The organism is Kibdelosporangium aridum (assembly GCF_900176515.1).
Lineage (GTDB): Bacteria > Actinomycetota > Actinomycetes > Mycobacteriales > Pseudonocardiaceae > Kibdelosporangium > Kibdelosporangium aridum.
The window spans coordinates 177,661-201,627 of record NZ_FWXV01000010.1 but is presented as its reverse complement, the minus strand read 5'-3'; the positions used below and the strand labels follow the sequence as shown (position 1 = coordinate 201,627).

Here is a 23,967-nt window from a genome sequence, read left to right as displayed (position 1 = left end):
GGGCTTTGAAGGAAAACTTCATTAGGCGCCGTTGCGGGCCTCGTCGATCAGAGCGCCCAAGACCATCTTGAACAGCGGGTGTTCGTCGCTGCCACGTCGGACGGCGACGAACACGCGGCGCTCAGGTGGCGCGTCTCCGACCGGGATCCGGACCGCGCCACGCGTCTTGGTGAAGGCGTTGCGTGGCACCAAAGCGACGCCCGCGCCTGCCGCGACCAACGCGACGATCGCACGGAAGTCGTCTGACGTGTGCGTGATGCGCGGGTTGTTCCCGGCGACCTCGACGATGTCGCGACACGGGTTGCCGGGCAGCGGCGCGATCCAGTCTTCGTCGTCACCGAGGTCCCGGATGCTGATGGTCTTCTGGTCGGCCAGGCGGTGGCGCTCTGGCACGACCACGTCGAACGGTTCGGTGTACAGCGGATACCGGATCAGCCGGGGGTCGTCGGTGCGCGGGCTCTGGCGGCTGTCCTCGGTGATCGCGATGTCGATCTCGCCGTCCAGCAGCAGTGGCACGCTCGCGTGGCCCTCGGCGTCCCGGACGACCACGGTGATGTCCGGGGCGAAGAAGCGGAGCTTGCGGATCGTCGGAGCGACCACCTGGGTGATGGCCGACGCGAAGCTGGCCAGTTCGACGCGCCCCCTGGTGCCGGTGGCGAACGACGCGAGCGTGGCCTGCGCGCGTTCCAACTCGGCCGCGACCGCGTTGGCGTGTTCGACGAGCAATTCGCCGACAGGCGTCAGCGACACGCGCCGGCCGCGTCGGCGCAGGAGTTCCTGACCGGTCTCGGATTCGAGCGCGGCCAGTTGCTGCGACACCGCGGACGGCGTGAGGTGCAGCGCCTCACCCGCAGCGGTTACTGTCCCGTGGTCTGCCAGCGCTCGTAGCACCCGCAGCCGTCGAGGGTCGATCACACGACCATTCTCCATCCTTGGCGGTCGTGCCTGGGAACAGCCCAGCTGTGCCGAAACGATCAGAACCGGGCGCGCAGCTTGTCCCACGTGTCCTGTGTGGAGGGAGTGAACGTGCACAGCCTGGTCTCGCTGCGCGGCCCGAACCACAGGTTCGTGTAGTTGAACTCCAGCAGCCCGGCTTCGGGGTGGTCGAACCGTTTGGTCATGTTGTCCATCCAGCGCACCTCGTGCCTGCTCCACAGCGACTCGAAGTCCGGTGACTTCGCCCGCAGCTCGCGGACCAGGCATTTCCAGTTCTTGTCGGCGACATGCCCGGCCATCGACGCGCGGAACTGCGCCACCGCCCGGGGCATCGTTTCGGCCCGGTCGAGCAGCCGGTCGCGCCAGCCGGGACGAACGAACAACAGCAGCATCGCGTTGCGGTCCTCGAAGGGGATGTCCTCCAGGCCGAAGACCCACTCGTAAGCAGGGTTGCAGCCGAGGATGTCCATTCGCCCGTTCAACACGCCAGCTGGAAGGGGGTGCAGCTGCTGGAGGATCTCGTGCATCTGAGGAGTCAGCGCCCGGCATTCGCTCGGTTCGACCGGGCGCGTCGATCCGGCGAGCGTGAACATGTGTGAGCGTTCGTGCGCGTCCAGCCGGAGCGTGTCGGCGAGTGCGGCGAGCACCTGATCGGATGCGCGGATATCGCGACCTTGCTCGAGCCACGTGTACCAGGTCACGCCGACCCCGGCGAGCTGCGCGACCTCCTCGCGCCGCAGACCTGGCGTACGGCGTCGGCCACCCGGCGGCAGGCCCACCTCTTCCGGACTGATGCGTTCCCTGCGGCTGCGCAGGAACGCGGCCAGTTCGCGCCGCCGCACGTCATCGGGTGTCTTGACCAGGGTCGGGGAGGTCACGACACCAGGATGCCCGCCAATCGATCCTGTTACCAGGTAGTGGACATACCTGGATAACCACACTCTGGTACCAGGCTATGACCAGGCGAAGAGTGGATTTCATGACGACACCCACTCTCCGGCGCACCACCACGGCGCCGGTCGACGCCGCGAGGCTGACGACGGCGGGGCTGATCACGCTCCTGCTGGGCGCGTTCTTACCGATTCTCGACTTCTTCATCGTCAACGTGGCCCTGCCGACCATCGACCGGACCCTGAACGCTTCGGCCACCATGCTGGAGCTTGTCGTCGCTGGGTACGGCATCGCGTACGGCGTGCTGCTGGTCCTCGGCGGGCGCCTCGGGGACACCTACGGTCGTAAGCGCCTCTTCAAGTTCGGCCTGGTGTCTTTCACGATCACTTCATTGGCCTGTGGCCTCGCGCCGACCGCGGGCGTGCTGGTGGCGGCCCGAATCGCGCAGGGCGCCGCGGCCGCGTTGATGCTCCCGCAGGTCCTTTCCACCATCCAAGCCACCACGACCGACGAGCACCGCTCCCGGGCGCTCGGGTTGTACGGCGCCAACGCCGGGATGGCCATGATTTTGGGCCAGCTGCTGGGTGGCGTGCTGCTCGCCGCAGACATCGCGGGCATGAGCTGGCGGCCGATCTTCCTCGTGAACGTCCCCATTGGACTGTTGGGGCTGGTGCTGGTCCGGCGCATCCCGGAGACCAGGTCGGCCAATCCGGCCACTTTGGACCTGGCGGGCACGGCACTGCTCGGCCTCGGATTGTTCACGCTGCTGGTGCCGTTGACCGAAGGCCGGACGATCGGCTGGCCATTGTGGACATGGCTGCTGCTCGCGGCCAGTCCGGTTCTGTTCGCCGCCCTCGTCATGGTGGAACGGAGAATCGAACGCGCCGGACGGATCGCATTGCTTCCACCGTCCGTTCTGCGGATGCCAAGCATCAAGCGCGGTCTGTTGCTAAGCGGGCCGTTCTTCTTGGCGTACGGCGCGTTCACGTTCGTCGCGGCGATAACCCTGCAGGATGGCCTGCGCTACGGGCCACTTGCCGCTGGCCTCGCCATTGCGCCCATGGCCGTGTCGTTCCTCGTCGCGTCGTTGATCTCAAGCCGGTTGGTCAGCCGGTTCGGGCGGGGAGTGATCACGGTCGGCGCGGCGATCCAGGGGACCGGTGTCGTCATCGCGATAGCGACGATTCTCGTGGCGTGGCCGGATGTGACCGTGCTCAGCCTGGCACCGGCCATGGTGGTCACCGGTTTCGGCCAGGGCCTGATGGTGACCACCTTGTTCCGGGTGGTTCTGTCACGGGTCCCCGCGGAAAGCGCGGGCGTCGGAAGCGGATCGTTGGTCACGGTCCAACAGGTGAGCATCGCGCTCGGCGTCGCCACCCTCGGTTCGTTGTTCCTGTGGCTCAGTGAGCCGGACGTGCTCGGGATGCGTGACGCGTTCGCCACAGTGATGGCGGTCCAAGCGGTCGTCGCGGTGATGGTCTGTTTGTTCAGCCGGCGCTTGCCGGATCCGCGCTAGGAAACTCGACCACAGCAGTGTTCGGAATGCCCGTGCTCGTGGAGAACGTGTCGGCCGCGCGACGAGCCAAGGCCAGCCGCATCGACATGCCGTGGCACACCACGAGAGCCGGGCGTGGTCCTTGCTCGATCTCGGAGAGGGCGGCCATCACGCGTTCGGTCTGCTCCGCGAACGTCTCGCCGCCCTCGAAGCCGAAGTCCGCCGCGCCCGAGATCCAGCCCTGGTAGCCGTCGGGGTCCTGGGTGGCGAAGTCCTCGACCAGCCGGTCGGTCCAGATCCCGGTGTCGGTCTCCTGCAGCCGGTCGTCGAACTGGATGGGCAGGCCGATGTGGGCCGACACCGCCTCGGCGGTCTGCCTTGCCCTGGCCAGCGGGCTCGACCAGAGCGCCACCAGGCCCAGGTCGGCGACCTTGACGGCCAGTTCCTTGGCCTGCAGGAGCCCGGTTTCGTCCAGCGGGACGTCCAGCTGCCCCTGGAACCGCCCGGTGGAGTTGTACGCGGTCTGCCCGTGCCTCGCGAGATAGATCGTCACGTGACTTAACCGTAGTGAGGGTTCACCAGGGCTGGCGTGTGATTTCAGGAACCGAGGTACCGCAGTACGGCCAGTACTCGGCGGCTGTAGCCGGTGCTGCGCGCCAGGTCGAGCTTGTCGAAGATCGAGTTCACGTGCTTTTCGACAGCGCTTCGAGAGATGTGCAGTGAGCTGGCGATTCTGTCATTTGTATAGCCTTCCGCCATTTGTCTGAGGACGTCTACCTCGCGAGATGTCAGACGGGACAGCGGATCGGTGTGCGTGGTGCGCGCCAGCAACTGCCGGACGACCTCCGGGTCGAAGGCCGCGTTGCCCGCGCCGACACGGTCGAGGGCGTCGAGGAACTCGCCGACTTGGGCGACCCGGTCCTTCAACAGGTAGCCGACCGCGCCCGCGTCGGAAGTGATCAACTGGGTGGCGTAGCGCTTCTCCACGTACTGGGACAGCACGAGCACACCGATCTCCGGCCAGCGCTCGCGGATTTCCAACGCCGCCCGCAGGCCCTCGTCGGTATGTGTTGGCGGCATGCGCACGTCCACAACGCACACGTCGGGCTGCTCGGCAGCGACCGCATCGACGAGCGCGGCGCCGTCGCCGACCGCGGCGACGACCTCGTGGCCTTCCTCAGCCAGTAGGCGGACCAGGCCTTCGCGCAGCAGGGTCGAATCCTCGGCCAGCACTATCCGCACGGGAACTCCGCGGTCACGACGGTCGGGCCGCCTGCCGGGCTGGTCACGGTGAGGTGGCCGTCCAGTGCGGCCACCCGGCGGGCGAGGCCGGACAGGCCGCTTCCGCTCGTGTCGGCGCCGCCGATCCCGTTGTCAGTGATCCGCACGACCACCATGTTCTCGCGGCCGGCCACCTCGATCGTGACCAGGTCGGCCCGGGAGTGTTTGGCCGCGTTGGTGACCGCTTCGGACGCGACGAAGTACGCCGCCGTTTCCAGCTGAGCAGGCAAACGATCCGGGACGGTGAAGTTCAGCTTCACAGGGATTCCGGCGCGTTCGGCCACCCCGGCGAGGACTTCCTCCAAGCCCAGGTTGTCCAGGACGGTCGGGTAGACGCGCCACGCCACGTCCCGCAGGTCGTTCAGGATCTCCTGAGCCTCGTCATGCGCCTGGGCCAGCAGGTCGTCCCGGTCGGCCACCGGGCGGCGCCGGGTCCGGCCCAGCAGCATGGCCAACGCGACGAGCCGCTGCTGGACGCCGTCGTGCAGGTCGCGTTCGATCCGGCGGCGCTCGGCGTCGACCGCTTCGACCACCCCGGCCCGGCTGGTGGCCAATTCGGTGATCCGCCGCCGCAACAGCTCCTGCTCGCTCGGGCCGAGGTAGCGCAGCGCCAAGGTCCTCTCCAGGGCGGTCACGCCGAGGAGCCCCTGGATGCCGACGAACAGCAGGATCAGGCCGAGCGGGACGACGGCGACCAAGTCCAGCAGTTCCATTTCCCCGACGGCCAGCTGCCGCACGGCGATCCCCGCGACGCCGACCCCGTAGAGAAGCAGGAGCAGCGTCCCGCCGCCGAGCAATCCGACCAGCGACCGAAGCGCCAGGTACTTCACGGCGGCGCGATCGTCGTAATCAGAGGAGCTTTCGACGTCGTGCCACCGCGCCAACCTGCGGCGTTCCACCTCGGTCAGCGACCTGGCCCATCCGCGCGGCCACCTGATCGCGACGTACAACAGCTCGGCCAAGGCCAGCCACGCGCCGATCATCAGCCCGACGATCAACCGGACCCAACGCCGGACCATCAGACCGGCAGCAATCGTGTGATCAGCTCGGACAACTGGTGCACGGTCCGGCATTCGTGCATCTCGACGACGCTCGCGTACTCGTGCGCGAGGGAGTCCCCGGTCGACCACAATCGTTGTGCTTCTGGGTTCAGCCAGTATGTGCGGCGGGCATTCTGCGCGATCCGGCGCAGCGCTGGCAGGTTCGGATCGCCACCGTTGTTGCGGGCGTCGCCCAGGATCAGCACCGAGGTCCGCGGCCCGACCGCATCGAGCCATTCGTCGACGAACACCTGCAACGAGTGCGTGTAGTCGCTGTGGCCGTCCCACCGGGTCAGCCTGGCTTCCTGGTGGATCCGGGTGGCCAGCCCGGCCGGGTCCTCGGCGCCCGCCTTGACCAGGTGCGTGACCTCGTCGGTGGTCTCCACGAACGCGAACGCCCTGACCTTGCTGAACTGATCGCGCAGCGCCTGCGTGAGAAGAAGTGTGAAGTTCGCGAACCCGGCCACCGACCCGGACATGTCGCACAGCAGCACCAGCTCAGGGCGGCCAGGCCGATGATGCCGGTACGCAGGCTTGATGGGCACGCCACCGAAGGCGATCGAGCGCCGCAACGTGCGGCGCACATCGATCTCGCCACGCCGTGCCCGGCGCCTGCGAGCGGCCAGCCGAGTGGCAAGTTTTCGGGACAGCGGATAGATCGCGCGACGCATATCCGCGAGTTGCGCGCGGCCCGCGGTGAGGAAATCGACCCGATCCGACGGCGGCGCGACGGCGTTTCGGGCGACGGTCTCCCGGCCGCGCAACTCGGCCGTCCGGCGCCGTGCCTCCGTCTCGACCATCCTGCGGAACTCGCCGATCCGCCTGCGGATCTCGTCGCGGCGGACATCCGCCATGAACCCGGGGTCCTCGGCCCCGAGCGCCGCCAGGACCCTGACCAGCAGTGTTTCCGGCCGCAGTCGCTGCAAGGTCTGATACGCCGACCAGCCGCCCGCGCCTTGCGTGCCCTCGCCGAAGCGGCCGAACGCCTCGATCGCCGCTTGCGCGAGCGCTTGTTGCTCGGCCGCGGACCCGGCCGCCAACACCTGCACGAGCTGCTCGCGCAGCGACTCCAGATCCCCTGGCTCATCAACCGGGCCACCCACCGAACCCGGGAAGTACAGGTCGAAGACCTGGTCGAACACGGTTCGCTGACCGGACCGGCGCAGCAAAGCAGCCGCCAGGCCTTCCCGGACCCGTTCCCGGTCGTCCATCCCGAGCACGGCCAGCACGCGCGCGGCGTCGACCGTCTCGCCCGGACCGGCCAGGATCGAGTGTTCCCGCAGCGCCTCGACGAACCCCACGAGGCGCTCCGGCACGCTCATCCGAAGACCTTGAGTTCGGCGACCGCGCGCTTGCGGTCGGCCTCGTACTTCAACACGACCCCGAGGGTGGTGTGCACGACCGACTCGTCCAGGTGGTCCGCGCCGAGCGCCAGCAAGGTCCGCGACCAGTCGATCGTCTCCGCGATCGACGGTGATTTCCGCAGCTCCAGCGCCCGCAGCGCACCGATCACGCGGACCAGGGACGCCGCAAGGACCTCGGAGACCTCGGGCACCTGCATCCGCACGATCTCCAGCTCCCGATCGGCCTCGGGAAAGTCGATGTGCAGGAACAGGCAACGGCGCTTCAACGCCTCGGAAAGCTCGCGGGTGGCGTTCGACGTCAGCACCACGAACGGCTTGCGTGTCGCGGTGATCGTGCCCAGCTCCGGCACCGTGACCTGGAAGTCGCCGAGGACCTCCAGCAGCAGGCCCTCCATCTCGACGTCCGCCTTGTCGGTCTCGTCGATCAGCAGCACCGTCGGCTCGGGGTTGCGGATGGCCGTCAGCAACGGCCTGGGCAGCAAGAACTCCTCGGTGAAGATGTCCGCGCGCGCTTCGTGCCAGCCTTCGTCACGGCCCGCGGTGATCCGCAGCAGCTGCTTGGCGTGGTTCCACTCGTACAGCGCGCGGGCCTCGTCGATGCCCTCGTAGCACTGCAAACGCACCAGCTGCGAGCCGGTCGCGGTGGCCACGGCACGCGCCAGCTCGGTCTTGCCGACCCCGGCCGGTCCCTCCACCAGCAGCGGCTTGCCGAGCCGGTCGGCGAGGAAGACGGTGGTCGCGATCGCGGTCGACGTCAGGTAGCCGGCACCAGCCAGCCGCTGGGCGACCTCGTCAACGGAGTCGAACAACACCGGCGTCCTCCTGAGTGAGCGCTTGCTCACTCAGGTTAACCGGTCGATGCCCTCAGCCATCCACAGACAGCAGGATCTGACCCTTGTCGTCCCGTACTTCCAGCCGCGCTATCTCGCCTGGCTGAAATGTCGTGCCACCGCTGAGCTTGAGCGGCTCATTGCGCCCGCCGGGCGGGACCAGCCAGTTGGTGACGGTCTCCGTCAGGCCACGCGTGGACACGGCCACCAGCTCGCACTTGCGCGGACCGACCGCGCCGCGCAGTTCGATGGACACCTGCGTGCCCCAGTCCTGCGACAACATGGTCACGTTGGCGTCCATCTCGCCGCCGACCCCGTTGAGGATCTGGGGCGAGTCGCTCGTCGTCGGCGCAGGCTGCTCGATCCTGACGTTCAACGGCGGGTTGGCGGCGATGGGCACTGGATCTCCGCTGGTCGCCACGATCGTGACGACGGGAGCGGCGACGATCAGGAACGACGCGGCCGCCGCGGCGAACCACTGCCTGCGGCGACGCTGGTGGCGCGATTTGCTGGCCTCCTCGAGCAGCGAGGACAGCACCTGCGGGCCAGGCACAGGCACGAGCAACGCGGGCGCGTCGTGCTTGACCTTGTCCAGCAGGTCCGGGACATCCTGCAGCTCGACCAAGTCCAGCTGACACCTGGGGCAGTCGAGCAAGTGCTCCTCGAACGCCGCGTTGTCGGGCTCGTCGAGCGCGCCGAGAATGTACGCGGCTATGTCGACATGACCTGACGCATGCACCATTCCCGACTCACCCCCGATCGCGCAGCGCGCGCCTCAATGCACGGACCGCGTGGTACAGCCTCGACTTGACCGTACCCGGAGGAACGCCCAGTGTCTCGGCTACGTCATTAACCGTGCGGTCACGTAGATAGGTCTGCATGATCGCTTCGCGCTGATCCTCGGACAACACCCGCAACGCGTCGTATACGACCATCGCACTCAGGGTGCGGTCGGATTCGTCGGGCACGCCGACCGAGTTGGCGTCCGGCTCCTCGACTTCCTGAGGCCTGGCCTTCCGGCTGCGCCTGCCATCGATGACGATTCGCCGGGCGACTGTGTAGAGCCAGGCACGCAGCATGTCCGGGCTGCGGTCCAGCTTCTCGGCGTTGCGCCAAGCCCTGATCAGGGTTTCCTGCACGACGTCCTCCGCCCAGTGCCGGTCGTTGCCGGTCAGCTTGAGCGCGAACGCCATCAAGGGCGTGCCGAAGTCCCGGTACAGCGCGGTGGCCAGGTCTTCTTCGGTATGCCCGTGACGGCGTAGCTCGTCACCCAGTAGGGCTCTTGCGGAATGGCTGTGGCGTCCCACGGTGACATCCTGGTGTGGCGGCCGTTGTCCGTCCAGTGCCAAATCGTTGCGGAATTTTTGTTTGAACCACCCGGCAACCCCGCCCGTATCCATCGGTGAAGGCGTAAACCAGGTGCCCCGCCAGGACGCACCCGTGGGCCCGCCGGGACAGGAGACTTTCCTCTGTGGACCCAGCACGGCCTTTTCCAGCAACGTCGCTTATCGCGTCCGTCCATCGCGGACGCCCGGAGAGACAAGGAAGGACGCCGTGAAACGAACCCTCGCGTCGCTGGTGTTCTTGCTGATCACGCTGTTCATGGCGGGTCAGGCGGTCGCGACCGCGCAACCGGGAACCCCGCCGCTGACGGCTCTCGACGGTGAGTTGCTCACCAAGGTCCGGTTAGCCGGCCTGTGGGAGATGCCAGCAGGTGAGATGGCGCAGGAACGTTCCTCGGATCCCAAGGTGCAAGAGGTCGGTCGCACTCTGATGACCGATCACGCTGTCCTGGACCAGGAAGTACGCCGGGTCGCTTCGCTGTACGCACACCCGTTGCCCGCTGAGCCGAACGACGCACAGAAGAGCTGGCTCACCGAAATGGCCACATCGACCGGAGCGCAGTTTGACTCCGTCTGGGCGATGCGGTTGCGCTCCGCGCACGGGATGATCTTCCCGCTGATCGCTCAGGTCCGCGCGGAGACCGAGGACCCGGAGATCCGCAAGTTCGCCACCACAGCGAACACGGTCGTCATGAAGCACATGACGATCCTCGAGAGCACCAACAATGTGGACTTCGCCAACCTGGCTGACCCGACACCGTTGAAGTTGTCGTCGGACGCCGAAGGCACCGACATGGTCGTCGCGGTGATCCTGGTGCCGCTGCTGGTCGCGCTGACGGTTTTCCTGCTGTGGCTTGCCACTAGCCGGAACAAGCGGCGCAGGCCGTATCAGGCGCCCAGCCAGGACGACGAAGAAGACGACGACCGCCGCGACGATCCTCGCGGAGGCGGCGGAGGCGGCGGCGGGACGCGCACCCGGTTGTTTGTGGACAAGGAATACGCACGGTGATTCAGTCAGTGACCGACACGGTCGTTCTCGCAGTTGGCGGCACCGCGGACGAAGGTCTGCGCAGCGTCGCCGCGGTCTCGGCTCGCGCCGCGTATGCGTTGATGTGCTTGACGATCTGCTGGGGAATCCTCACCAAGACCGGCTGGGCACGGCGGTTCGGTGAGCGCAAGACCTTGCGTGCCGGGCATATGGTGCTCGCCACACTGACGATCACCTTCGGCATCGTGCACGCCTTGGGCTTCTTGTTCTTCGTCGAAGGCGCGTTCACGTTCGCGCAGATCGCGATACCTTTCGGCGATGGTGTGTTCTTCCGTTACGCCATCGCGATCCTCGGCCTGGAACTGATGATCGCCATCTTCATCACCGCGGGACTGCACCGCTGGACTTCGTCCCGTCGCTGGCAGTTCGTACACCGAACGGCCTACGCCGCGCTCCCGCTTTTGGTCGTGCACTCGATCCTCGGTGCGATGGCGAATGGACACCTTGCAGTACTGTGGCTCGCGGGATTGACTTTGCTGATCCCGACTGTGACCCTCGCAATCCTGCGTTTTGTCCCCACCCGAATGCTCGTGCAGATCGGTCTGGTGGAGGAACAGGTATGAGAGGTCGTCGACTACGGGTCAAAGTGGACAACGACCGCTGTGAGCGGTACGCGATATGCCAGATGGAGGCACCCGACCTGTTTGAGCTGAGCCCCGACGGGCGGCTTTTCTACACGAAGAGACCGGAAGAGGATCAGGTCGAGCAGGCGGCCGCAGCTGCACGTTGCTGCCCCATGCAGGCCATCAGGGTGGACAGGGTTTAGATGACCGACTTCGAACGCATCGTCATCGTGGGAGCGGGTGTCGCGGGCTTACGGGCCGCGGAACGCCTGCGGGAACTGGACTACGACGGCGAGCTGGTGATCATCGGTGACGAGCCGCGGTGGCCGTACCACCGACCGTTGGTGTCAAAGGACTTGCTGGCAGGCAGTGACCGGCCGGCCGACCTGACCCTGCAGCGCCACATCGACACCGGCGCACGCTGGCGGTTGGGTACCCGCGCGGAACGGCTTGAAACACAGCGCAAAGTCGTGCACTTGCCCGGTGGCGAGGAGATCAAGTACGACGGCCTGATCATCGCCACGGGCGTGGAACCGAGGCACCTCAAGGGTGTTCCGCGGCACAGCCCACGCGTGCACACACTGCGCACTGTGGACGAGGCGCTGGCGGTCAAGAAGGTCATCGCCCGCAGCGACCTGCCGATCGTGGTGCTCGGCACCGGATACATCGGCTGCGACGTCGCCGCGAGCGCCCGGAAGATGGGCCGTGACGTGGTCATGGTCGGTCGTTCGCGGTTCCCGCTGCGCAACCTCGGCAACGACGTCGCCGCCGCGGTGGACAAGCTGCACCGCAAGCACCGCGTGCGGATGGCGATGGGCACCGACATCCGTAATTGGATCTGTGCCGACGACTCCGTGGCGATGCACACCACCGACGGCCAGCTGCTGGTCGCGGGCGCGGTGATCATGGCTGTCGGTTCGATCCCAGCGGTGGAGTGGATGCGCGGATCCGGCCTCATCCTTGAGGACGGCGTGCTGTGCGAGTCCACTTTGTTCGCCGCGGGCGCGCAGGACGTCGTCGTCGCAGGTGACTGCGGCCGCTGGCCCAACCTGCGGTTCGACGACACGCCCCGGCGCGTCGAGCACTGGATCAACGCGGTCGAAATGGGACGGCACGCGGCCGAGAACTTGTTGCTGGGCCGGGACAAGGCCACGCCGTTCATGCCGATCCCGCGGGTCTGGTCCGGACAGTACGGTGTCCGGCTGCAGATCGCCGGTATCCCGTCGCTCGGCAAGGACACCGTGCACCTGGCCGATGGCGCGCCCGGAACGCCAGGTGTCACCGGGTACGTGCGCAACGGCAAGCTGGTCGGCGTCTGCGGCTGGGACACGCCGCGCGCGATGATCAAGTGGACCGAGAAGCTGCACGAGGAACTGCCCGTTCCCACCGAGACCAAGGGCCGTCGCCCGGTCGCGCCGATGCCGTCCAAGGCGCCGGCCACGGAACCCGTTGCCGCGCAAGCGGCCGAGCGGCCACCAGCGCCGCCTGCCCGCCAGAACACCCTGGCGGAGATGCCGACGCAGGTCCCTGCGATGGCAGCTGTGACTCCCGCGCGCGTCGGACCGTCGATGTCCGTGCCCGCGATGCAGCCGGTGGCCCGGCCACCAGCGCCGGCCGGGCCGCCGCCCGGGACTGGCCGGAATATGCAGCCCGTGCCGCCTCCGGTGAACCGGCCGCAGATGTCGCGTCCGATGCCCGCGATGCCGCGGGCGGCGGCGCCGATGAACTCCGGTCCCATGCCGCAGCCGTCGATGCGTGGGATGACTCCGGTGGAGCGGCCTTCCATGCGCGGCATGCCGATGGAGCCCCCCTCCATCCGCGGGATGCCTCCGGTCGAACCGCCGTCGCGTCGTGGTTTGCCTCCGGTCGAGCCGCCTTCCATGCGTGGGATGCCGCCAGTGGAGCCGCCTTCGATGCGGGCCATGCCTCCGGTGGAGCCCCCGTCGATGCGCGGGATGCCTCCGGTCGAACCGCCTTCAAGGCGGGGCTTGCCACCCGTGGAGCCCCCGTCGAGGCGGGGAATGCCGCCGGTCGACCAGCCGTCTGGCAGGCATGCGAAGCCGGAACCGCCGATGCGCGGTGGCGACCCCGGTCCGATGACCGAGCAGATCCCGCCGGTGCGTTCCGAGCCGCTTCTGCCGCCGACCACGGCGATTCCGATCCTGTCGGCGCCCAACCTGTCGCTGTCGAACTTGTCCATGCCGAACATCGAGGTGCCGGACACGCCCGCGGACGCGATGCGTCCCGCGCCGCCGCCGTCACGGCAGCGTCGGGCGGGGCGTCCGGAACGTGCGGAGCGCAAGCCGCTTCCACCCGTGCCGCCGATGCCGGCCAACCAGCACCCGTCGTTCCCGAACATGCGGCCCGTGGCGCGGCCGGTCGACGAACCGATGATGGAACACCCGTCGTTCCCGGCGATGCGTCCGGTGCAGCGTCCGCCTATGCCGTTGATGGATCATCCTTCGTTCCCATCGATGCAGCCCGTCGCACGGCCAGGCATGGACCACCCGTCATTCCCGTCGATGCAACCAGTCGCGCGGCCTGGCGCAGAAGACAGTCGCTTCCCGGCAGGAGAAGCGATCAGAGGGTTCGGCTAGAGACACGGCTGGCCGAGCAATGCCGCGGCGGCCGGGCCCTCGGCCGTCGCGGCGCAAGCCCCCTCGTGTGCGAGCAACCCGACCGCTCGCTTGCGAGGGGGCCTTTTAAGTTCTGCTTCACGAAAACCGGTCAGTCCAACAGGCCCCGCCGATAGGCCTCGCCGACTGCCGAGGCACGGTCGCGGACATCGAGCTTGGCGTAGATGTGCAGCAGGTGCGTCTTGATGCTGGCTTCGCTGATGAACAGCTTCGACGCCGCTTCCCGGTTCGTGGCACCGGCCGCGACCAGGTTCAGCACCTCCAGTTCGCGTGGCGTCAGCGTGCCGCGCTGTGGCTTACGCACTTGGCCGATCAACCGGTTGGCCACCGATGGCGAGAGCACCGACTGGCCTTGGTGCGCCGCGCGGACCGCCTTGAGCAGTTCCTCGGTGGTCGCGTCCTTGAGCAGGTAACCCGTCGCGCCCGCCTCGATCGCCGGCAGCACGTCGCTGTCGGTGTCGAACGTGGTGAGCACCAGAACCCTTGTCTCCGGCGCGGTTTCCCGCAGTTTGCGGATCGCGCGGACACCGTCCAGTTCGGGCATTCGCAGGTCCATCAGCACGACGTTGGCGTTGTGCGTGGCCACCATCTCGATGGCCTGGCGCCCGTTGCCGGCCTCACCGACCACTTCGATGTCCGGCTCGCCGGTGAACGTGGCCCGCAGGCCGTCCCGGACCACCGGGTGGTCGTCGACGATCAGCAGCCGGATCACGACACCGCCTCGCCTTCCGTTTGGGCCCCTGCTTCGGCACGGATCGCCGGGACGCTGGCCCCGATCGCGGTGCCCTCGCCCGGCGTGCTCTCGATCTCCAGCGTGCCACCAACTCCGAGCAGCCGCTGGCGCATCGTGCCAAGACCGTATCCGCTCGCGTCACCCGGCCCGGCGGCGTCAGGCTCGAACCCGACGCCGTCGTCACGGACGTCCAGCAGGACCACGTCGTCCATATAGGACAGCGTGATGCCTGCCCGGGTGGCGCCCGCGTGCTTGGCGATGTTGGCCAGAGCCTCCTGTGCGACGCGGAACAAAGCGACCTCGATGCCCGGGATCAGTGGCTCCGGTGTGCCGGTCGTCTCGGTCCGTACCGGCACGCCAGAGGCCTGGCTCCAATTTCGCGCCATCTCCGCGATCGCCTCGGGCAGCCTGGAGTTCTCCAGCGGCGCCGGGCGCAGCGCCTGGACGGATCGGCGAGCCTCGGACAGGCCGCGCTCGGCCAACAGCTGCACCTGATCCATGTGGTGCTGCCACTTCTCCGGTTGCTCACGAACCCGGTTGGCCGCGTGCAGCTGCCTGATCAACGCGGCCAGTTCTTGCGCCAACGTGTCATGGATTTCGCGCGCCATTCGTTGACGCTCGTCCAGTACCCCCGCCTCGCGGGCCTGCACCAGCAGTTGCGCGTGCAGGCCGGCGTTTTCCTCCATCGCTTTGGCCAAGCGCTCGTTCGTCTCGGTGAGCTGGCTGATCGCCTGCTTGCGACGCTCGCTCTCCAGACCGGCGACCCACCCCGCGAAGATCACCGGCCCGGCGACCGCCATCATCACCACATAGGGCGAAGTCTCGAACGCGCCTTCCTGGATCACGAATGTGCTGATCGCGTTCGCCGTCACCGCGAACACCGCCCACCGGGCCGGGAAAAACGCGAACGCGTAAGGGAAGCCGATCCACACGTACGAGCTGAATGAGTCGCTTGTGGATATCAGCGCGGTGCTCGTGGCCAGCAGGCCCAAGTACGCGACCACCGCCCAGACCCGGTCGCGTGGCCAGACCGGCCACCACTTGGCGATCGCCGCGATCCAGATCGCCGCGACCACAGACAGCGCCACCGTCAACAACGGCTGTGGCGCCGCCCTCCGGTCGACAAGGCTCCACGTGACAGCGGCCAGCAGGGCCGCGTACGCGATTCCCGTGTAGATCCATCGGGCCCGGTGCGCGTCGCCTTCGGTGATCTGCAGCATCCCCCCTCATTCCCAACGGAACAGCCTGGCAGCGGCCAGACCGGCGACGATCGTGTACGCGCCGAGCACCGCGAGGTGCAGTGGCTCCGGCATGGTGCCACTCCAGCTGGCTCGAAGCGACTGCATGGCCGCGCCGAGCGGGGTGAAGTCGCCGATCCGGACCAGGAACGGCGGCAGGTTCTCGGCGGGCATGAACACCCCGCCGAACACCAGGCTGGCGAAGAACAGGCCGACGCCGATACCGGTGGCGACCCGCGCGCTCGGCGCGATCGCCGCGACGAGCAGGCCGACAGAGAACAGTGCCGTGCAGCCGAGTGCGAACGCGGCCAGGAAGCCGCCGATGTGCGCTGGCAGCGTGAACTGGAAGCCCAGGTGGCCGACCAGCACGACCATCACGGCCGCTGCCACCGCGAGACCGAAGCTGATCGCCAGCTGCGCGGTGAGCACCTTGGCCGGGTTCATCGGCGTGGTCGACATCCGGCGCAGGATGCCTTTCTCCCGGTATCCGGCCAGGGTCGTCGGCGTCAGGTTGAGCGCCAGCTGCGCCAGGCCCAACGCGAGAGCCATGGTCGGGAAGTACGTCATGATCGGATCTTTGTTGCCGTTGGGCTGTGCGATGACCCCGAAGACGACGACGATCGCGACGGGCAGCGCGATGGTCACGATGGTCGACGCCGGGTCGCGCAGGAACAGCTTCAGCTCGGTCAGGGTGAGCGTGCCAGTGCCGGACATGGGTTCTCCTAATGAAGCCGTGCTTAACGGACGGCGTGAATTCCGGAAGTGCAAACGACGAACAGAAACCGGGTCAGAAACGCTTGCCGGTGAGCGCGACGAAGGCGTCATCCAGGTTCGCCTGCTCGACCCGGAGGTCCGCGGCGACGATCTGGTTGCGCGCCAGGACCGCGGTCACGGCGTAGAGCAGATCGCCCTGGCCGGTCACAACGACCTGGCCGCCGTCGTGCGCCACCTCAGTGACCTCAGGGATCGCGGTCAGCAGGCCCTCGTCGAACGGGCGGTTGACCCGGAACCGGATGACCTGGTGACTGTCCATTCGCGACACCAGGCCGCGTGGGGTGTCGATGGCCACGACGGCGCCATCGTCGATCAGGGCCAGGCGGTCGCAGAGCCGCTCGGCCTCCTCCATGAAATGGGTGACGAGTACGACGGTCACGCCGGTCTGCCGCAGCCGCTCGATCAGCCCCCACGTCTCGCGGCGCGCCTGCGGGTCCAGGCCGGTGGTCAGCTCGTCCAGGAACACCACGCGTGGCCTGCCGACCAGCGCGAGCATGATGAACAGCCGCTGTTTCTGGCCGCCGGAGAGCTTGCCGTACGGGGTGGCGCGTTTTTCGGACATGCCCCATTCGTCGATGAGGCGCTCCCAGTCGGCCGGGTCCGGGTAGAACGAGGCGTAGAGGTGCAGCGCTTCCCACACCTTCAGCCGTTCCGGCAGATGGCTTTCCTGCAATTGCACGCCAACTTGGGTGTGCAGTTGCCTGGCGTCACGGCGGGGGTCCTTGCCCAGCACGCGAATCGTGCCGCTGTCGGGGACCCGCAGGCCGGCCACGCACTCGACCGTGGTCGTCTTGCCCGCGCCATTGGGGCCGAGGATGCCGAAGATCTCACCCTCGGCCACGGTGAAGGACACATCCCGTACCGCGATCTTGTCGCGGTACCTCTTGTGCAGGTTGGACACCTCGATGACTGACATGCCACGCAGCATGCGTTGCGGAAGCGTGTTTCCGGATCGCCTCACCAGCCATCGGAGTGGCGGATACGGGCATCAACCAATCGGTCGATACGCGCCGATCCGCTTGCGCAACCGGTAGAGCGCCGAATGCGCGCCCTGTGTGGTCGTGCCGAGTTCGCGGGCGATCTCGCTGTGCGGCATTCCGTCCGCGAGCATGTCCACCAAAGCGCGGTCGCGGCGGGGCAAAGCGAGAATCCGGATCGCGAGCCACTGGGCCTCGGCCTTGTCACAGGCGAACTCCGCCGGGTCCTCGGCGGACGGCGGCACCAGCCTGGGGTGATTGGCCATCCGGGTGGCCACTGTGCGGCGCCTGGCCTCATCCGCGCACAGCCGGGTGACTGTGGAGACCAGAAACTGTTCGATCCTGCTCATGTCCAGGTCGTCGAATTCCGCCCCGCGGATCAGGGCCTCGTTGACGATGTCATCGGGGTCCACCGGTGCCGCGCAACGCCGGGCGGCGATCCGGACCAGTGTCGGCCGGATCTTGATGCACTCCTGCCAGTAGTCGTCGGTACGCGTGCGTGCGTCCGGGACCGGCATTACCACACCCCCGATCGGCCCGCCACGTCCCAGCGCAGGGGCCGTCTCGATGTCGAGTAGTTGTTAATTGAACATATTTCTTCGATGTTTCGATGGAAGCATCTACCCGGTGACACGGGCCCGGGAGGGCCATTCGGCCTGTGTCCCATGTGGTGAGAATCTCAACTGATATCAGGCGTTTCACTGTAACGGCGGTACGGCGGCGACTAACTTCCGCCATTCGAGTGAACCTCGGTCAGATGGGCCGTCCTCAAACGAAAAACGTAGCGTGGGAGACGTTGCGACTCGGTCGAGTTCTGGTGAGGTTGAATTCTTTTGCGGTTATTTTGATCGACAGAATTCCGTCACCGCGGAGTCGTTGCGTAGTACCTCGCGAGACCCCCGGTGCTGAAGGCACCGGCGGTCGAGCGACGCGGGGCAGGGCCGCGTCGCTCGGCCGGGCGCGGGTGCGCCGCGCGGCACATCTGATTGTGTTGCGCGGCGCACCGACTAGCTCGTGGCTGAAACCGTGACAACCAGCGTCTTCATCGTTGACGACCATGAACTGGTCCGGCGCGGCCTGGTGTCCTTGCTGGCCGACGAGACCGACATGCGGGTGGTCGGCCAGGTCGGCACGGTGGTCGAGGCGTTGGCCCAGGTCCCCGAGCAGCTGCCCGACGTGGCCGTCCTCGACGTCCGGCTGCCGGACGGCGACGGTGTCCAACTGTGCCGGGACTTGCAGCTGCGCTGCCCGGAGGTGCGGTGCCTGATGCTGACCCCGTTCGTCGACCCCGAGACCATGACCGCCGCGATCGAGGCAGGCGCGGCCGGAGTGGTGCCCAAACACGTCGCCGGAGCCGAGCTGACCAGCGCGATCCGGATCGTCGGCGCGGGCGGCAGGCTGTCGGAGGAACCTCAGCCCGAGCAGGCCCGTGATCCGCTGCACGCGCTGACCCGGCGGGAACGGTCGGTGCTGCGGCTGCTCGGCGAAGGCCTGACCAACCGGCAGATCGCCGAGCGGCTCAACCTGGCGGAGAAGACGGTGAAGAACTACGTCTCCAGCGTGCTCGGCAAGCTCGGCCTGCGAAGGCGCACCCAGGCAGCGGTCCTGGCCGCGGAAGTGCGCCACCGGCTCTGAACTGGCCTGATGGGTCAGGCGTCGTGTTCTGGCGGTGCGGCGGCTGGGCTGTGGAATGGTGCCACTGCCTCTGCACAGGATGGGCCTGTCATGTGCCGCGAGGCCCGGAACTGGCCATCCTCAGCGACCGAGTCGTGTGCTGTGGCCGACAAACTGCACCACCGACTGTCACCTGGTCTTATGGCTCGCTGTCAGTGCGCTGCGCGGCCTTAGAGCTCCGTGGCGCGCGCCTCGCCCCCGTGGCCGAGAAACTGCGCCAACACCGTCTACCTGCGCTTATGTCTCCGCGCTGTTGAGGTAGGCGAGCACGGCGAGCACCCGCCGGTTGGTGTCGTCCGACGGAACCAACCGGAGCTTGCTGAAGATGTTCGCTGTGTGTTTGCCGACCGCGCCCTCGCTGACGAACAGCTGCGCGGCGATCGCGGCGTTCGACTTGCCGCTGGCCATCAGCTCGAGGACCTCGCGTTCCCGCGGGCTGAGCTCGGCGAGCGGCTCGTGGCGCGCGTTGCTGGCCAGCAGTTTGGAGATGACCTCCGGGTCCATCGCGGTGCCGCCCTGTGCGACCCGCCGGACCGCGTCGATGAATTGGTCCGAATTGAGCACCCGGTCTTTCAGCAAATAGCCGATTGCTCCGGCGCCATCTGCCAGCAGTTCTCGTGCGTACAACTGCTCGACGTGTTGGGAAAGCACGAGCACCGGCAGACCCGGCACCTTGCGGCGTGCTTCCAAGGCCGCCTGCAGGCCTTCGTCGGTGAACGTCGGCGGCAGCCGGACGTCCACGATCGCCACGTCCGGATTCTGCTCATCGAGGGCTTTGACCAGCTCAGGGCCGGTCGACACGGCGGCGACCACGTCGAACCCGTTGGCCTCCAGCAGCAGCGTCAGGCCGTCTCGGAGGAGGTAGAGGTCCTCGGCGAGGACAACGCGCACGGGACCTCCAGGGTCACGGTGGTCGGACCGCCCGGTGGGCTGGTGAGGGCGAATACGCCGTCGAATGTAGCGAGTCGCCGTTGGATGCCGTGCAGGCCGCTGCCACCTGCGGGATCCGCCCCGCCACGGCCGTCGTCGGCGACCGTCACCCGCAGTATGCCGTTGACGAACCGCAGGTCGACGCTGACATGTTCGGCGTGGCCGTGCTTTGCCGCATTGGTGAGCAGTTCGCTGATCGCGAAGTACACCGCCGCCTCGACTGGCGCGTCGACACGGCCAGGAATTGCGACGGACACGTGCACTTGCAGCGCACTGTCCAGTGCTAACGCTCGCACTGCGTCGCCGAGACCGCGTTCGGCAAGCACCGGCGGCAGGATCCCGCGGACCAATTGGCGAAGTTCGACCAGTGCTTCGGCGGACGCGTCGCGCGCGTTGGCCACGAGCTTCTTCGCCGCAGCCGGGTCCTGGTCGATCAGCCGCTCCACCACGCTGAGGTTGAGCCCCATGGCCACCCATCTGGCCTGGGCCCCGTCGTGCAGATCGCGTTCGATCCGGCGCAGTTCGGCGGCCTGGGTGTCGGTGGCGTCCGATCGGGTCTCGCGCAGGTGGGCCACACGTTGTGCCAGCTCAGCGGACCTGGTCGGTCCCAGCAGCCACCTGCTCCAGTAGCCGTGGGCCTTGAGGCAGGTTTCGCTGACCAGCAGGCCCACCACGGCCGCCACCAGGCCGGTGACCGGGGTGAGCCAGCCAGGCAGGTCACGCAGCGATGGGATGACATCGCCGAGATAGGCCCAGTTCTCGCCCACGTCGACACCGGTGACCATGTTGATCGGGCGAGACCAGACCCACGTCCAGAAGTACCCGAAGAACCCGACGACGACCAGGATCACCGGCACGGCCGCGATCACGAGCGTGACCAGCGGATCCAGGATCAGCCACAGCACGTCACGCCAGGTGGCCTTGTCCTTGAGCAAGGTCTGGGCGGTCTGCGAGTAGACGATGATGTGCGGCGAGTCGTACAACATCCGGCCGTGCTGATACTTGCCGTCCGGCCGAGGCGCAGGCGGTGGCGGCATCGGCAGGTACGGCTCTGCAATCGGTATGCCCGACCAGTTGCTGATCAGCCTTCGACGGGCCCGGACGAACGCTCGGGCCGGTTGATAGCGGGGGCCCAGAGGTCCGAGGAATCCGGCGATGGCCACGGCCGCTATCCCGATCATCGGGATACCGGCCAGCGACAGCCCGAAGGTGGCTCCGAGCTTCAGCTGGTCGCGTCCGCGCGCCATCACCCAGGACCAGAACGTGGTGCGGCTGGTCCGGCCGGATGGCCCAAGAAGTGCGCCAGTCCACCGGCTGTAGAGCCGGAGCGTCAGAGGTGCGGCCGCGAGGCCGGCCAAGACCCCGGGTAACGCCGCCAGCGGGTGGACCAGAAAACCGGCCACCTCGAGCACGACGGGCAGGCCCACGGTGAATCCGCTGGTCAACGGGGTCGTCAAGGCCCACAAGTGGTCCCTGTGCGTGGCCGGGTCTTTGAGCAACCACTCGAACCGTTCCATCCGCGCGACTAGGCCGGGCTCGCGGTAGAGCTGGTTGCCCCAGCGGTACCACCCGTCCCGGTCTGGCTGTGGCGGCCCCGGCTTCGGCCAATACGGGACCGGGATGTCGTGGCCCGTCCAGCGCGCCACCAACCGTCTGACCAGGTTCTGCAACCACCGTTCCCGCTTGAACCCGGCGAGAATCCCGACGCACGACACGACGAGCGCGGCCGCGCTCTGCACTGTGGCCAGCAAGGACAGCGCGAACAGCGCCAGCCCACGGACCAGGGCGAGGGCATGTTCGCGCAGCACGGGGTAAGTCTCGCTGATCCTCGCGCGGCCACGCACTACTCACAGGCATAGGAGCGGGGTATAGCTAGCCCCACCCCAGGTTTGGTTCCAGACGGATACGCACCGGCCCGTTTCGCCAATAGCGTTCTCCCCATCAAAAGCGAGCAGACAGCAAACGTTCGAGGGGAGCGGGGAATGGCGGTCATCGAGGTCGCGAACCTGCATAAGCGATATGGCGATCAAGTCGCGGTCGACGACGTTTCTTTCACGGTCGAGCGCGGCGAGATATTCGGAATTCTCGGACCGAACGGCGCGGGCAAGACAACGACCGTCGAATGTGTCGAAGGATTGCGCGTTCCGGACAGCGGCAGCATTTCCGTACTCGGATTCGACCCGCGGCAGGACGGCTGGGAAGTACGCCGGCGAGTCGGAGTTCAGCTGCAGAAAAGCGAACTGCCGGAGAAGATGCGGGTGGCCGAGGCGATGGACCTCTACTCGTCGTTCTATCCGAACCCCGCCGACGGCGACAAGCTGCTGGACGACCTGGGCCTGACCAGCAAGCGCCGCACGCCGTTCAAGAAGCTGTCCGGCGGTCAGCAGCAACGCCTGGCGATCGCGTTGGCGCTGGTCGGCAACCCGGAGATCGCGTTCCTGGACGAGCTGACCACCGGCCTGGACCCACAGGCCCGCCGGGACACCTGGCAGTTGGTCGAGCAGATCAGGGACAGGGGAGTGACGGTCGTGCTCGTCACCCACTTCATGGAGGAAGCCGAGCGCCTCTGCGACCGCCTTGCCCTGGTCGACGCGGGCCGTGTCGTCGCACTCGACACCCCAGCGGGCTTGGTGTCCAGAGTGGACGGCGGCGGGCAGCGGCTGCGGTTCCGCGCCTCGGTCGACTTCGACGACCGGCTGCTGACGGACTTGCCCGAGGTCACGAGTGTGGCGCACACAGCGAGCCAGGTCGTCGTGACCGGCAACGGCAACCTGCTGCACGCGGTGAGCAGCACGTTGGCGAGCCGCAACGTCGTCCCGCTCGACCTTCGGATCGAACAAACGAACTTGGAAGACGCGTTCGTCGCGCTGACTGGGCGACGTCTGGTGGAGGAGTCATGAGTACGCAGGTCATAGAGAAGGCGCAAGAAATGAGCCATCCCAACACAGCTACGGGACGCGGAAGCACGCTGACCGGGCTCGGCAAGCTGACGGGCAGTGAGTTCCGGTTGCTGCTGCGGGATCCCGGGATGATCTTCGTGGCGTTCGTCCCCATCCTGCTCGTGATGATCTTCGGGCTGCTTCCGTCGACCAGCTCGCCGAGCGAGGACTTCGGAGGCGGGCGGTTCATCGACTTCTACCTGCCGCCGATCGTCACGATGGTCATCGGCATGATGGCGCTCAACGCGTTGACCAGCGTGCTGGCCACCTACCGGGAGCGCGGCATTCTGCGCCGGCTGGCCGTGACGCCGGTCCGTCCGGTCTCATTGTTACTGGCGCAGGGCATTGTGAACCTGGCGTCGCTGACCACGATCACCGCGGGCGTGCTCGCGCTGGCCGGGCTGGCGTTCGATGTGCCCTTCCCGCGTCAGTTCTTCGGGTTCGTGGTGGCGTTCTTGTTGTGCGTCACGGCGATGTTCGCGGTCGGCCTGCTGATCTCGGCGCTGGCGCCAACCGGCAAGGCGGCGAACGGCATCGGCACCATGGCGTTCTTCCCGTTGGCCTTCCTGGCAGGCGTGTGGACGCCAGGGCCGCTGATGCCCGACGTCGTCCGGACCATCTCCGACTTCTCGCCGCTGGGTGCGGGCTCGCAGGCGATGCTGCGGGCGTGGGAAGGCTCGTTTCCTGAGCCACTGCACCTTGTGGTGCTGCTCGCGTACACGATCGGGCTGGGATTCCTCAGCAGTCGCCTGTTCCGGTGGGAATGACCCCACACGGATCACAATCCGCGGACTCGCCTGAGGGGAGCGAGTCCGCGGATTGCCGTGTGCGGGCCTCGATCAACCTGCGGGGCCCGGCCCCGTGCGATGCGAGCTGGTCGTCCTTGTTGGCCAGGGCGCAGCGGTCCAGCGAGAGGCAACCGCAGCCGACGCAGTCGGTGAAGTCGTCGCGCAGTTGCAGCAGTTGCTCGATCCGCGCGTCCAGTTCGGCCCGCCAGGACTCGGACACCTCGGCCCAGTCGGTGCGGTTGGGCACGCGGCCTTCCGGCAGTCTGCCGAGCACTTCGGCGATGGTGTTCAGCGGGACGCCGACCCGTTGGCCGATCCGGATGAAGGCGATCCGGCGCAGCGTGTCCCGGCGGAACCGGCGCTGGTTGCCCGCCGTTCTCCGGCTCGAGATCAGCCCCTTGGCCTCGTAGAAGTGCAACGTCGAAACGGGGACACCGGCACGTCTGGCCAGCTCACCGACGGTGAGCTCGGTACTGGGCGACATGGT

General features: G+C 67.4%; 25 protein-coding genes. 8 read left to right on the top strand and 17 right to left on the bottom strand.

Annotation, left to right across the window (positions count from 1 at the left end; genetic code table 11):
• Positions 1–21 precede the first annotated feature (21 nt).
• Both B9C43_RS41650 and B9C43_RS41645 read right to left on the bottom strand, forming a co-directional pair.
• Complete coding sequence (locus B9C43_RS41650) at positions 22–915, bottom strand: LysR family transcriptional regulator (protein WP_084432939.1); 894 nt, start codon at positions 913–915, stop codon at positions 22–24.
• 59 nt (positions 916–974) lie between these two features.
• Positions 975–1,814 carry a helix-turn-helix transcriptional regulator gene (locus B9C43_RS41645; RefSeq protein WP_235039154.1) on the bottom strand — a complete coding sequence of 280 codons (840 nt, stop codon included), beginning with the start codon at positions 1,812–1,814 and terminating at the stop codon, positions 975–977.
• Between the two features lie 101 nt (positions 1,815–1,915).
• On the opposite strand from B9C43_RS41645, the gene B9C43_RS41640 reads away from it, so the two are divergent.
• Positions 1,916–3,343: an MFS transporter gene (locus B9C43_RS41640; protein WP_084432937.1), complete on the top strand. Its 1,428-nt coding sequence runs from the start codon at positions 1,916–1,918 to the stop codon at positions 3,341–3,343.
• Here the strand turns inward: B9C43_RS41640 and B9C43_RS41635 are convergent.
• The 7 genes from B9C43_RS41635 to B9C43_RS41605 are packed head-to-tail and all read right to left on the bottom strand — an operon-like array spanning position 3,315 to position 9,111.
• Entirely contained in the window at positions 3,315–3,875 is a 561-nt protein-coding gene (locus B9C43_RS41635) for a histidine phosphatase family protein (protein WP_160097064.1), read from the bottom strand. The genes B9C43_RS41640 and B9C43_RS41635 overlap by 29 nt on opposite strands.
• Positions 3,876–3,919: 44 nt before the next feature.
• On the bottom strand, positions 3,920–4,564 hold the full coding sequence (locus B9C43_RS41630) for a response regulator (RefSeq protein ID WP_084432935.1): 645 nt from the start codon (positions 4,562–4,564) through the stop codon (positions 3,920–3,922).
• Positions 4,555–5,622 (bottom strand): sensor histidine kinase, encoded by a 1,068-nt coding sequence (locus B9C43_RS41625; RefSeq protein ID WP_084432934.1) that lies wholly within the window; start codon positions 5,620–5,622, stop codon positions 4,555–4,557. Before B9C43_RS41625 ends, B9C43_RS41630 begins: the two co-directional genes overlap by 10 nt.
• Positions 5,622–6,965 (bottom strand): vWA domain-containing protein, encoded by a 1,344-nt coding sequence (locus B9C43_RS41620; RefSeq protein WP_084432933.1) that lies wholly within the window; start codon positions 6,963–6,965, stop codon positions 5,622–5,624. The genes B9C43_RS41625 and B9C43_RS41620 overlap by 1 nt, the downstream gene beginning before the upstream one ends.
• Positions 6,962–7,816 carry an AAA family ATPase gene (locus B9C43_RS41615; RefSeq protein WP_084433127.1) on the bottom strand — a complete coding sequence of 285 codons (855 nt, stop codon included), beginning with the start codon at positions 7,814–7,816 and terminating at the stop codon, positions 6,962–6,964. Before B9C43_RS41615 ends, B9C43_RS41620 begins: the two co-directional genes overlap by 4 nt.
• 55 nt (positions 7,817–7,871) lie before the next feature.
• Entirely contained in the window at positions 7,872–8,579 is a 708-nt protein-coding gene (locus tag B9C43_RS41610; protein WP_084432932.1) for an anti-sigma factor family protein, read from the bottom strand.
• A gap of 7 nt (positions 8,580–8,586) precedes the next feature.
• On the bottom strand, positions 8,587–9,111 hold the full coding sequence (locus B9C43_RS41605) for a sigma-70 family RNA polymerase sigma factor (protein ID WP_380144766.1): 525 nt from the start codon (positions 9,109–9,111) through the stop codon (positions 8,587–8,589).
• Positions 9,112–9,391: 280 nt separating this feature from the next.
• Here B9C43_RS41605 and B9C43_RS41600 point away from each other — a divergent pair, with 280 nt between their 5' ends.
• The 4 genes from B9C43_RS41600 to B9C43_RS57860 are packed head-to-tail and all read left to right on the top strand — an operon-like array spanning position 9,392 to position 13,388.
• Positions 9,392–10,189 carry a DUF4142 domain-containing protein gene (locus B9C43_RS41600; RefSeq protein WP_051896895.1) on the top strand — a complete coding sequence of 266 codons (798 nt, stop codon included), beginning with the start codon at positions 9,392–9,394 and terminating at the stop codon, positions 10,187–10,189.
• Positions 10,186–10,791, top strand: a complete 606-nt coding sequence (locus tag B9C43_RS41595) for a ferric reductase-like transmembrane domain-containing protein (RefSeq protein WP_084432931.1) — start codon at positions 10,186–10,188, stop codon at positions 10,789–10,791. The genes B9C43_RS41600 and B9C43_RS41595 overlap by 4 nt, the downstream gene beginning before the upstream one ends.
• Positions 10,788–10,994 (top strand): ferredoxin, encoded by a 207-nt coding sequence (locus tag B9C43_RS41590; RefSeq protein WP_033389138.1) that lies wholly within the window; start codon positions 10,788–10,790, stop codon positions 10,992–10,994. The genes B9C43_RS41595 and B9C43_RS41590 overlap by 4 nt, the downstream gene beginning before the upstream one ends.
• Positions 10,995–13,388 (top strand): NAD(P)/FAD-dependent oxidoreductase, encoded by a 2,394-nt coding sequence (locus B9C43_RS57860; protein ID WP_200825930.1) that lies wholly within the window; start codon positions 10,995–10,997, stop codon positions 13,386–13,388.
• A 130-nt stretch (positions 13,389–13,518) separates the two neighbouring features.
• On the opposite strand, the gene B9C43_RS41575 is transcribed toward B9C43_RS57860, so the two are convergent.
• The 5 genes from B9C43_RS41575 to B9C43_RS41555 all read right to left on the bottom strand — a co-directional run bounded on the left by B9C43_RS41575 (position 13,519) and on the right by B9C43_RS41555 (position 17,667).
• Positions 13,519–14,139 carry a response regulator gene (locus B9C43_RS41575; RefSeq protein WP_033389143.1) on the bottom strand — a complete coding sequence of 207 codons (621 nt, stop codon included), beginning with the start codon at positions 14,137–14,139 and terminating at the stop codon, positions 13,519–13,521.
• The gene (locus B9C43_RS41570; protein ID WP_084432929.1) at positions 14,136–15,380 is read right to left on the bottom strand and encodes a sensor histidine kinase; all 1,245 of its coding nucleotides are present in this window, start codon (positions 15,378–15,380) and stop codon (positions 14,136–14,138) included. The genes B9C43_RS41575 and B9C43_RS41570 overlap by 4 nt, the downstream gene beginning before the upstream one ends.
• A 6-nt stretch (positions 15,381–15,386) precedes the next feature.
• Positions 15,387–16,112, bottom strand: coding sequence for an ABC transporter permease (locus tag B9C43_RS41565; RefSeq protein WP_160097062.1), 726 nt, complete (start codon positions 16,110–16,112; stop codon positions 15,387–15,389).
• A gap of 73 nt (positions 16,113–16,185) precedes the next feature.
• Complete coding sequence (locus B9C43_RS41560) at positions 16,186–17,088, bottom strand: ABC transporter ATP-binding protein (protein WP_084433126.1); 903 nt, start codon at positions 17,086–17,088, stop codon at positions 16,186–16,188.
• Between the two features lie 72 nt (positions 17,089–17,160).
• Positions 17,161–17,667: an RNA polymerase sigma factor gene (locus B9C43_RS41555; RefSeq protein ID WP_051793268.1), complete on the bottom strand. Its 507-nt coding sequence runs from the start codon at positions 17,665–17,667 to the stop codon at positions 17,161–17,163.
• 508 nt (positions 17,668–18,175) lie between these two features.
• On the opposite strand from B9C43_RS41555, the gene B9C43_RS41550 reads away from it, so the two are divergent.
• A complete protein-coding gene (locus B9C43_RS41550) occupies positions 18,176–18,784 on the top strand; it encodes a response regulator transcription factor (RefSeq protein ID WP_033389154.1) in 609 nt (202 codons plus the stop codon).
• 276 nt (positions 18,785–19,060) lie between these two features.
• Here B9C43_RS41550 and B9C43_RS41545 read toward each other — a convergent pair whose 3' ends face one another.
• On the bottom strand, positions 19,061–19,714 hold the full coding sequence (locus B9C43_RS41545; protein ID WP_084432927.1) for a response regulator: 654 nt from the start codon (positions 19,712–19,714) through the stop codon (positions 19,061–19,063).
• On the bottom strand, positions 19,666–21,561 hold the full coding sequence (locus B9C43_RS41540; RefSeq protein WP_084432926.1) for a sensor histidine kinase: 1,896 nt from the start codon (positions 21,559–21,561) through the stop codon (positions 19,666–19,668). Before B9C43_RS41540 ends, B9C43_RS41545 begins: the two co-directional genes overlap by 49 nt.
• A 174-nt stretch (positions 21,562–21,735) precedes the next feature.
• On the opposite strand from B9C43_RS41540, the gene B9C43_RS41535 reads away from it, so the two are divergent.
• Both B9C43_RS41535 and B9C43_RS41530 read left to right on the top strand, forming a co-directional pair.
• Complete coding sequence (locus tag B9C43_RS41535; RefSeq protein WP_084432925.1) at positions 21,736–22,653, top strand: ABC transporter ATP-binding protein; 918 nt, start codon at positions 21,736–21,738, stop codon at positions 22,651–22,653.
• Positions 22,650–23,459, top strand: a complete 810-nt coding sequence (locus B9C43_RS41530; RefSeq protein WP_200825929.1) for an ABC transporter permease — start codon at positions 22,650–22,652, stop codon at positions 23,457–23,459. Before B9C43_RS41535 ends, B9C43_RS41530 begins: the two co-directional genes overlap by 4 nt.
• On the opposite strand, the gene soxR is transcribed toward B9C43_RS41530, so the two are convergent.
• On the bottom strand, positions 23,431–23,964 hold the full coding sequence (gene soxR / locus B9C43_RS41525; protein ID WP_051896898.1) for a redox-sensitive transcriptional activator SoxR: 534 nt from the start codon (positions 23,962–23,964) through the stop codon (positions 23,431–23,433). The two genes, B9C43_RS41530 and soxR, sit on opposite strands and share 29 nt — an antisense overlap.
• Positions 23,965–23,967 lie beyond the last annotated feature (3 nt).

What these genes read in the sequence shown, in the direction of transcription:
- B9C43_RS41530 (WP_200825929.1), top strand. Translation starts at nt 22,650, where the DNA reads ATGAGTACGCAGGTCATAGAGAAGGCGCAAGAAATGAGCCATCCCAAC.
- B9C43_RS57860 (WP_200825930.1), top strand. Translation starts at nt 10,995, where the DNA reads ATGACCGACTTCGAACGCATCGTCATCGTGGGAGCGGGTGTCGCGGGC.
- soxR (WP_051896898.1), bottom strand. Translation starts at nt 23,964, where the DNA reads ATGTCGCCCAGTACCGAGCTCACCGTCGGTGAGCTGGCCAGACGTGCC.
- B9C43_RS41620 (WP_084432933.1), bottom strand. Translation starts at nt 6,965, where the DNA reads ATGAGCGTGCCGGAGCGCCTCGTGGGGTTCGTCGAGGCGCTGCGGGAA.
- B9C43_RS41610 (WP_084432932.1), bottom strand. Translation starts at nt 8,579, where the DNA reads ATGGTGCATGCGTCAGGTCATGTCGACATAGCCGCGTACATTCTCGGC.
- B9C43_RS41565 (WP_160097062.1), bottom strand. Translation starts at nt 16,112, where the DNA reads ATGTCCGGCACTGGCACGCTCACCCTGACCGAGCTGAAGCTGTTCCTG.
- B9C43_RS41640 (WP_084432937.1), top strand. Translation starts at nt 1,916, where the DNA reads ATGACGACACCCACTCTCCGGCGCACCACCACGGCGCCGGTCGACGCC.
- B9C43_RS41570 (WP_084432929.1), bottom strand. Translation starts at nt 15,380, where the DNA reads ATGCTGCAGATCACCGAAGGCGACGCGCACCGGGCCCGATGGATCTAC.
- B9C43_RS41555 (WP_051793268.1), bottom strand. Translation starts at nt 17,667, where the DNA reads ATGCCGGTCCCGGACGCACGCACGCGTACCGACGACTACTGGCAGGAG.
- B9C43_RS41560 (WP_084433126.1), bottom strand. Translation starts at nt 17,088, where the DNA reads ATGTCAGTCATCGAGGTGTCCAACCTGCACAAGAGGTACCGCGACAAG.
- B9C43_RS41535 (WP_084432925.1), top strand. Translation starts at nt 21,736, where the DNA reads ATGGCGGTCATCGAGGTCGCGAACCTGCATAAGCGATATGGCGATCAA.
- B9C43_RS41590 (WP_033389138.1), top strand. Translation starts at nt 10,788, where the DNA reads ATGAGAGGTCGTCGACTACGGGTCAAAGTGGACAACGACCGCTGTGAG.
- B9C43_RS41625 (WP_084432934.1), bottom strand. Translation starts at nt 5,622, where the DNA reads ATGGTCCGGCGTTGGGTCCGGTTGATCGTCGGGCTGATGATCGGCGCG.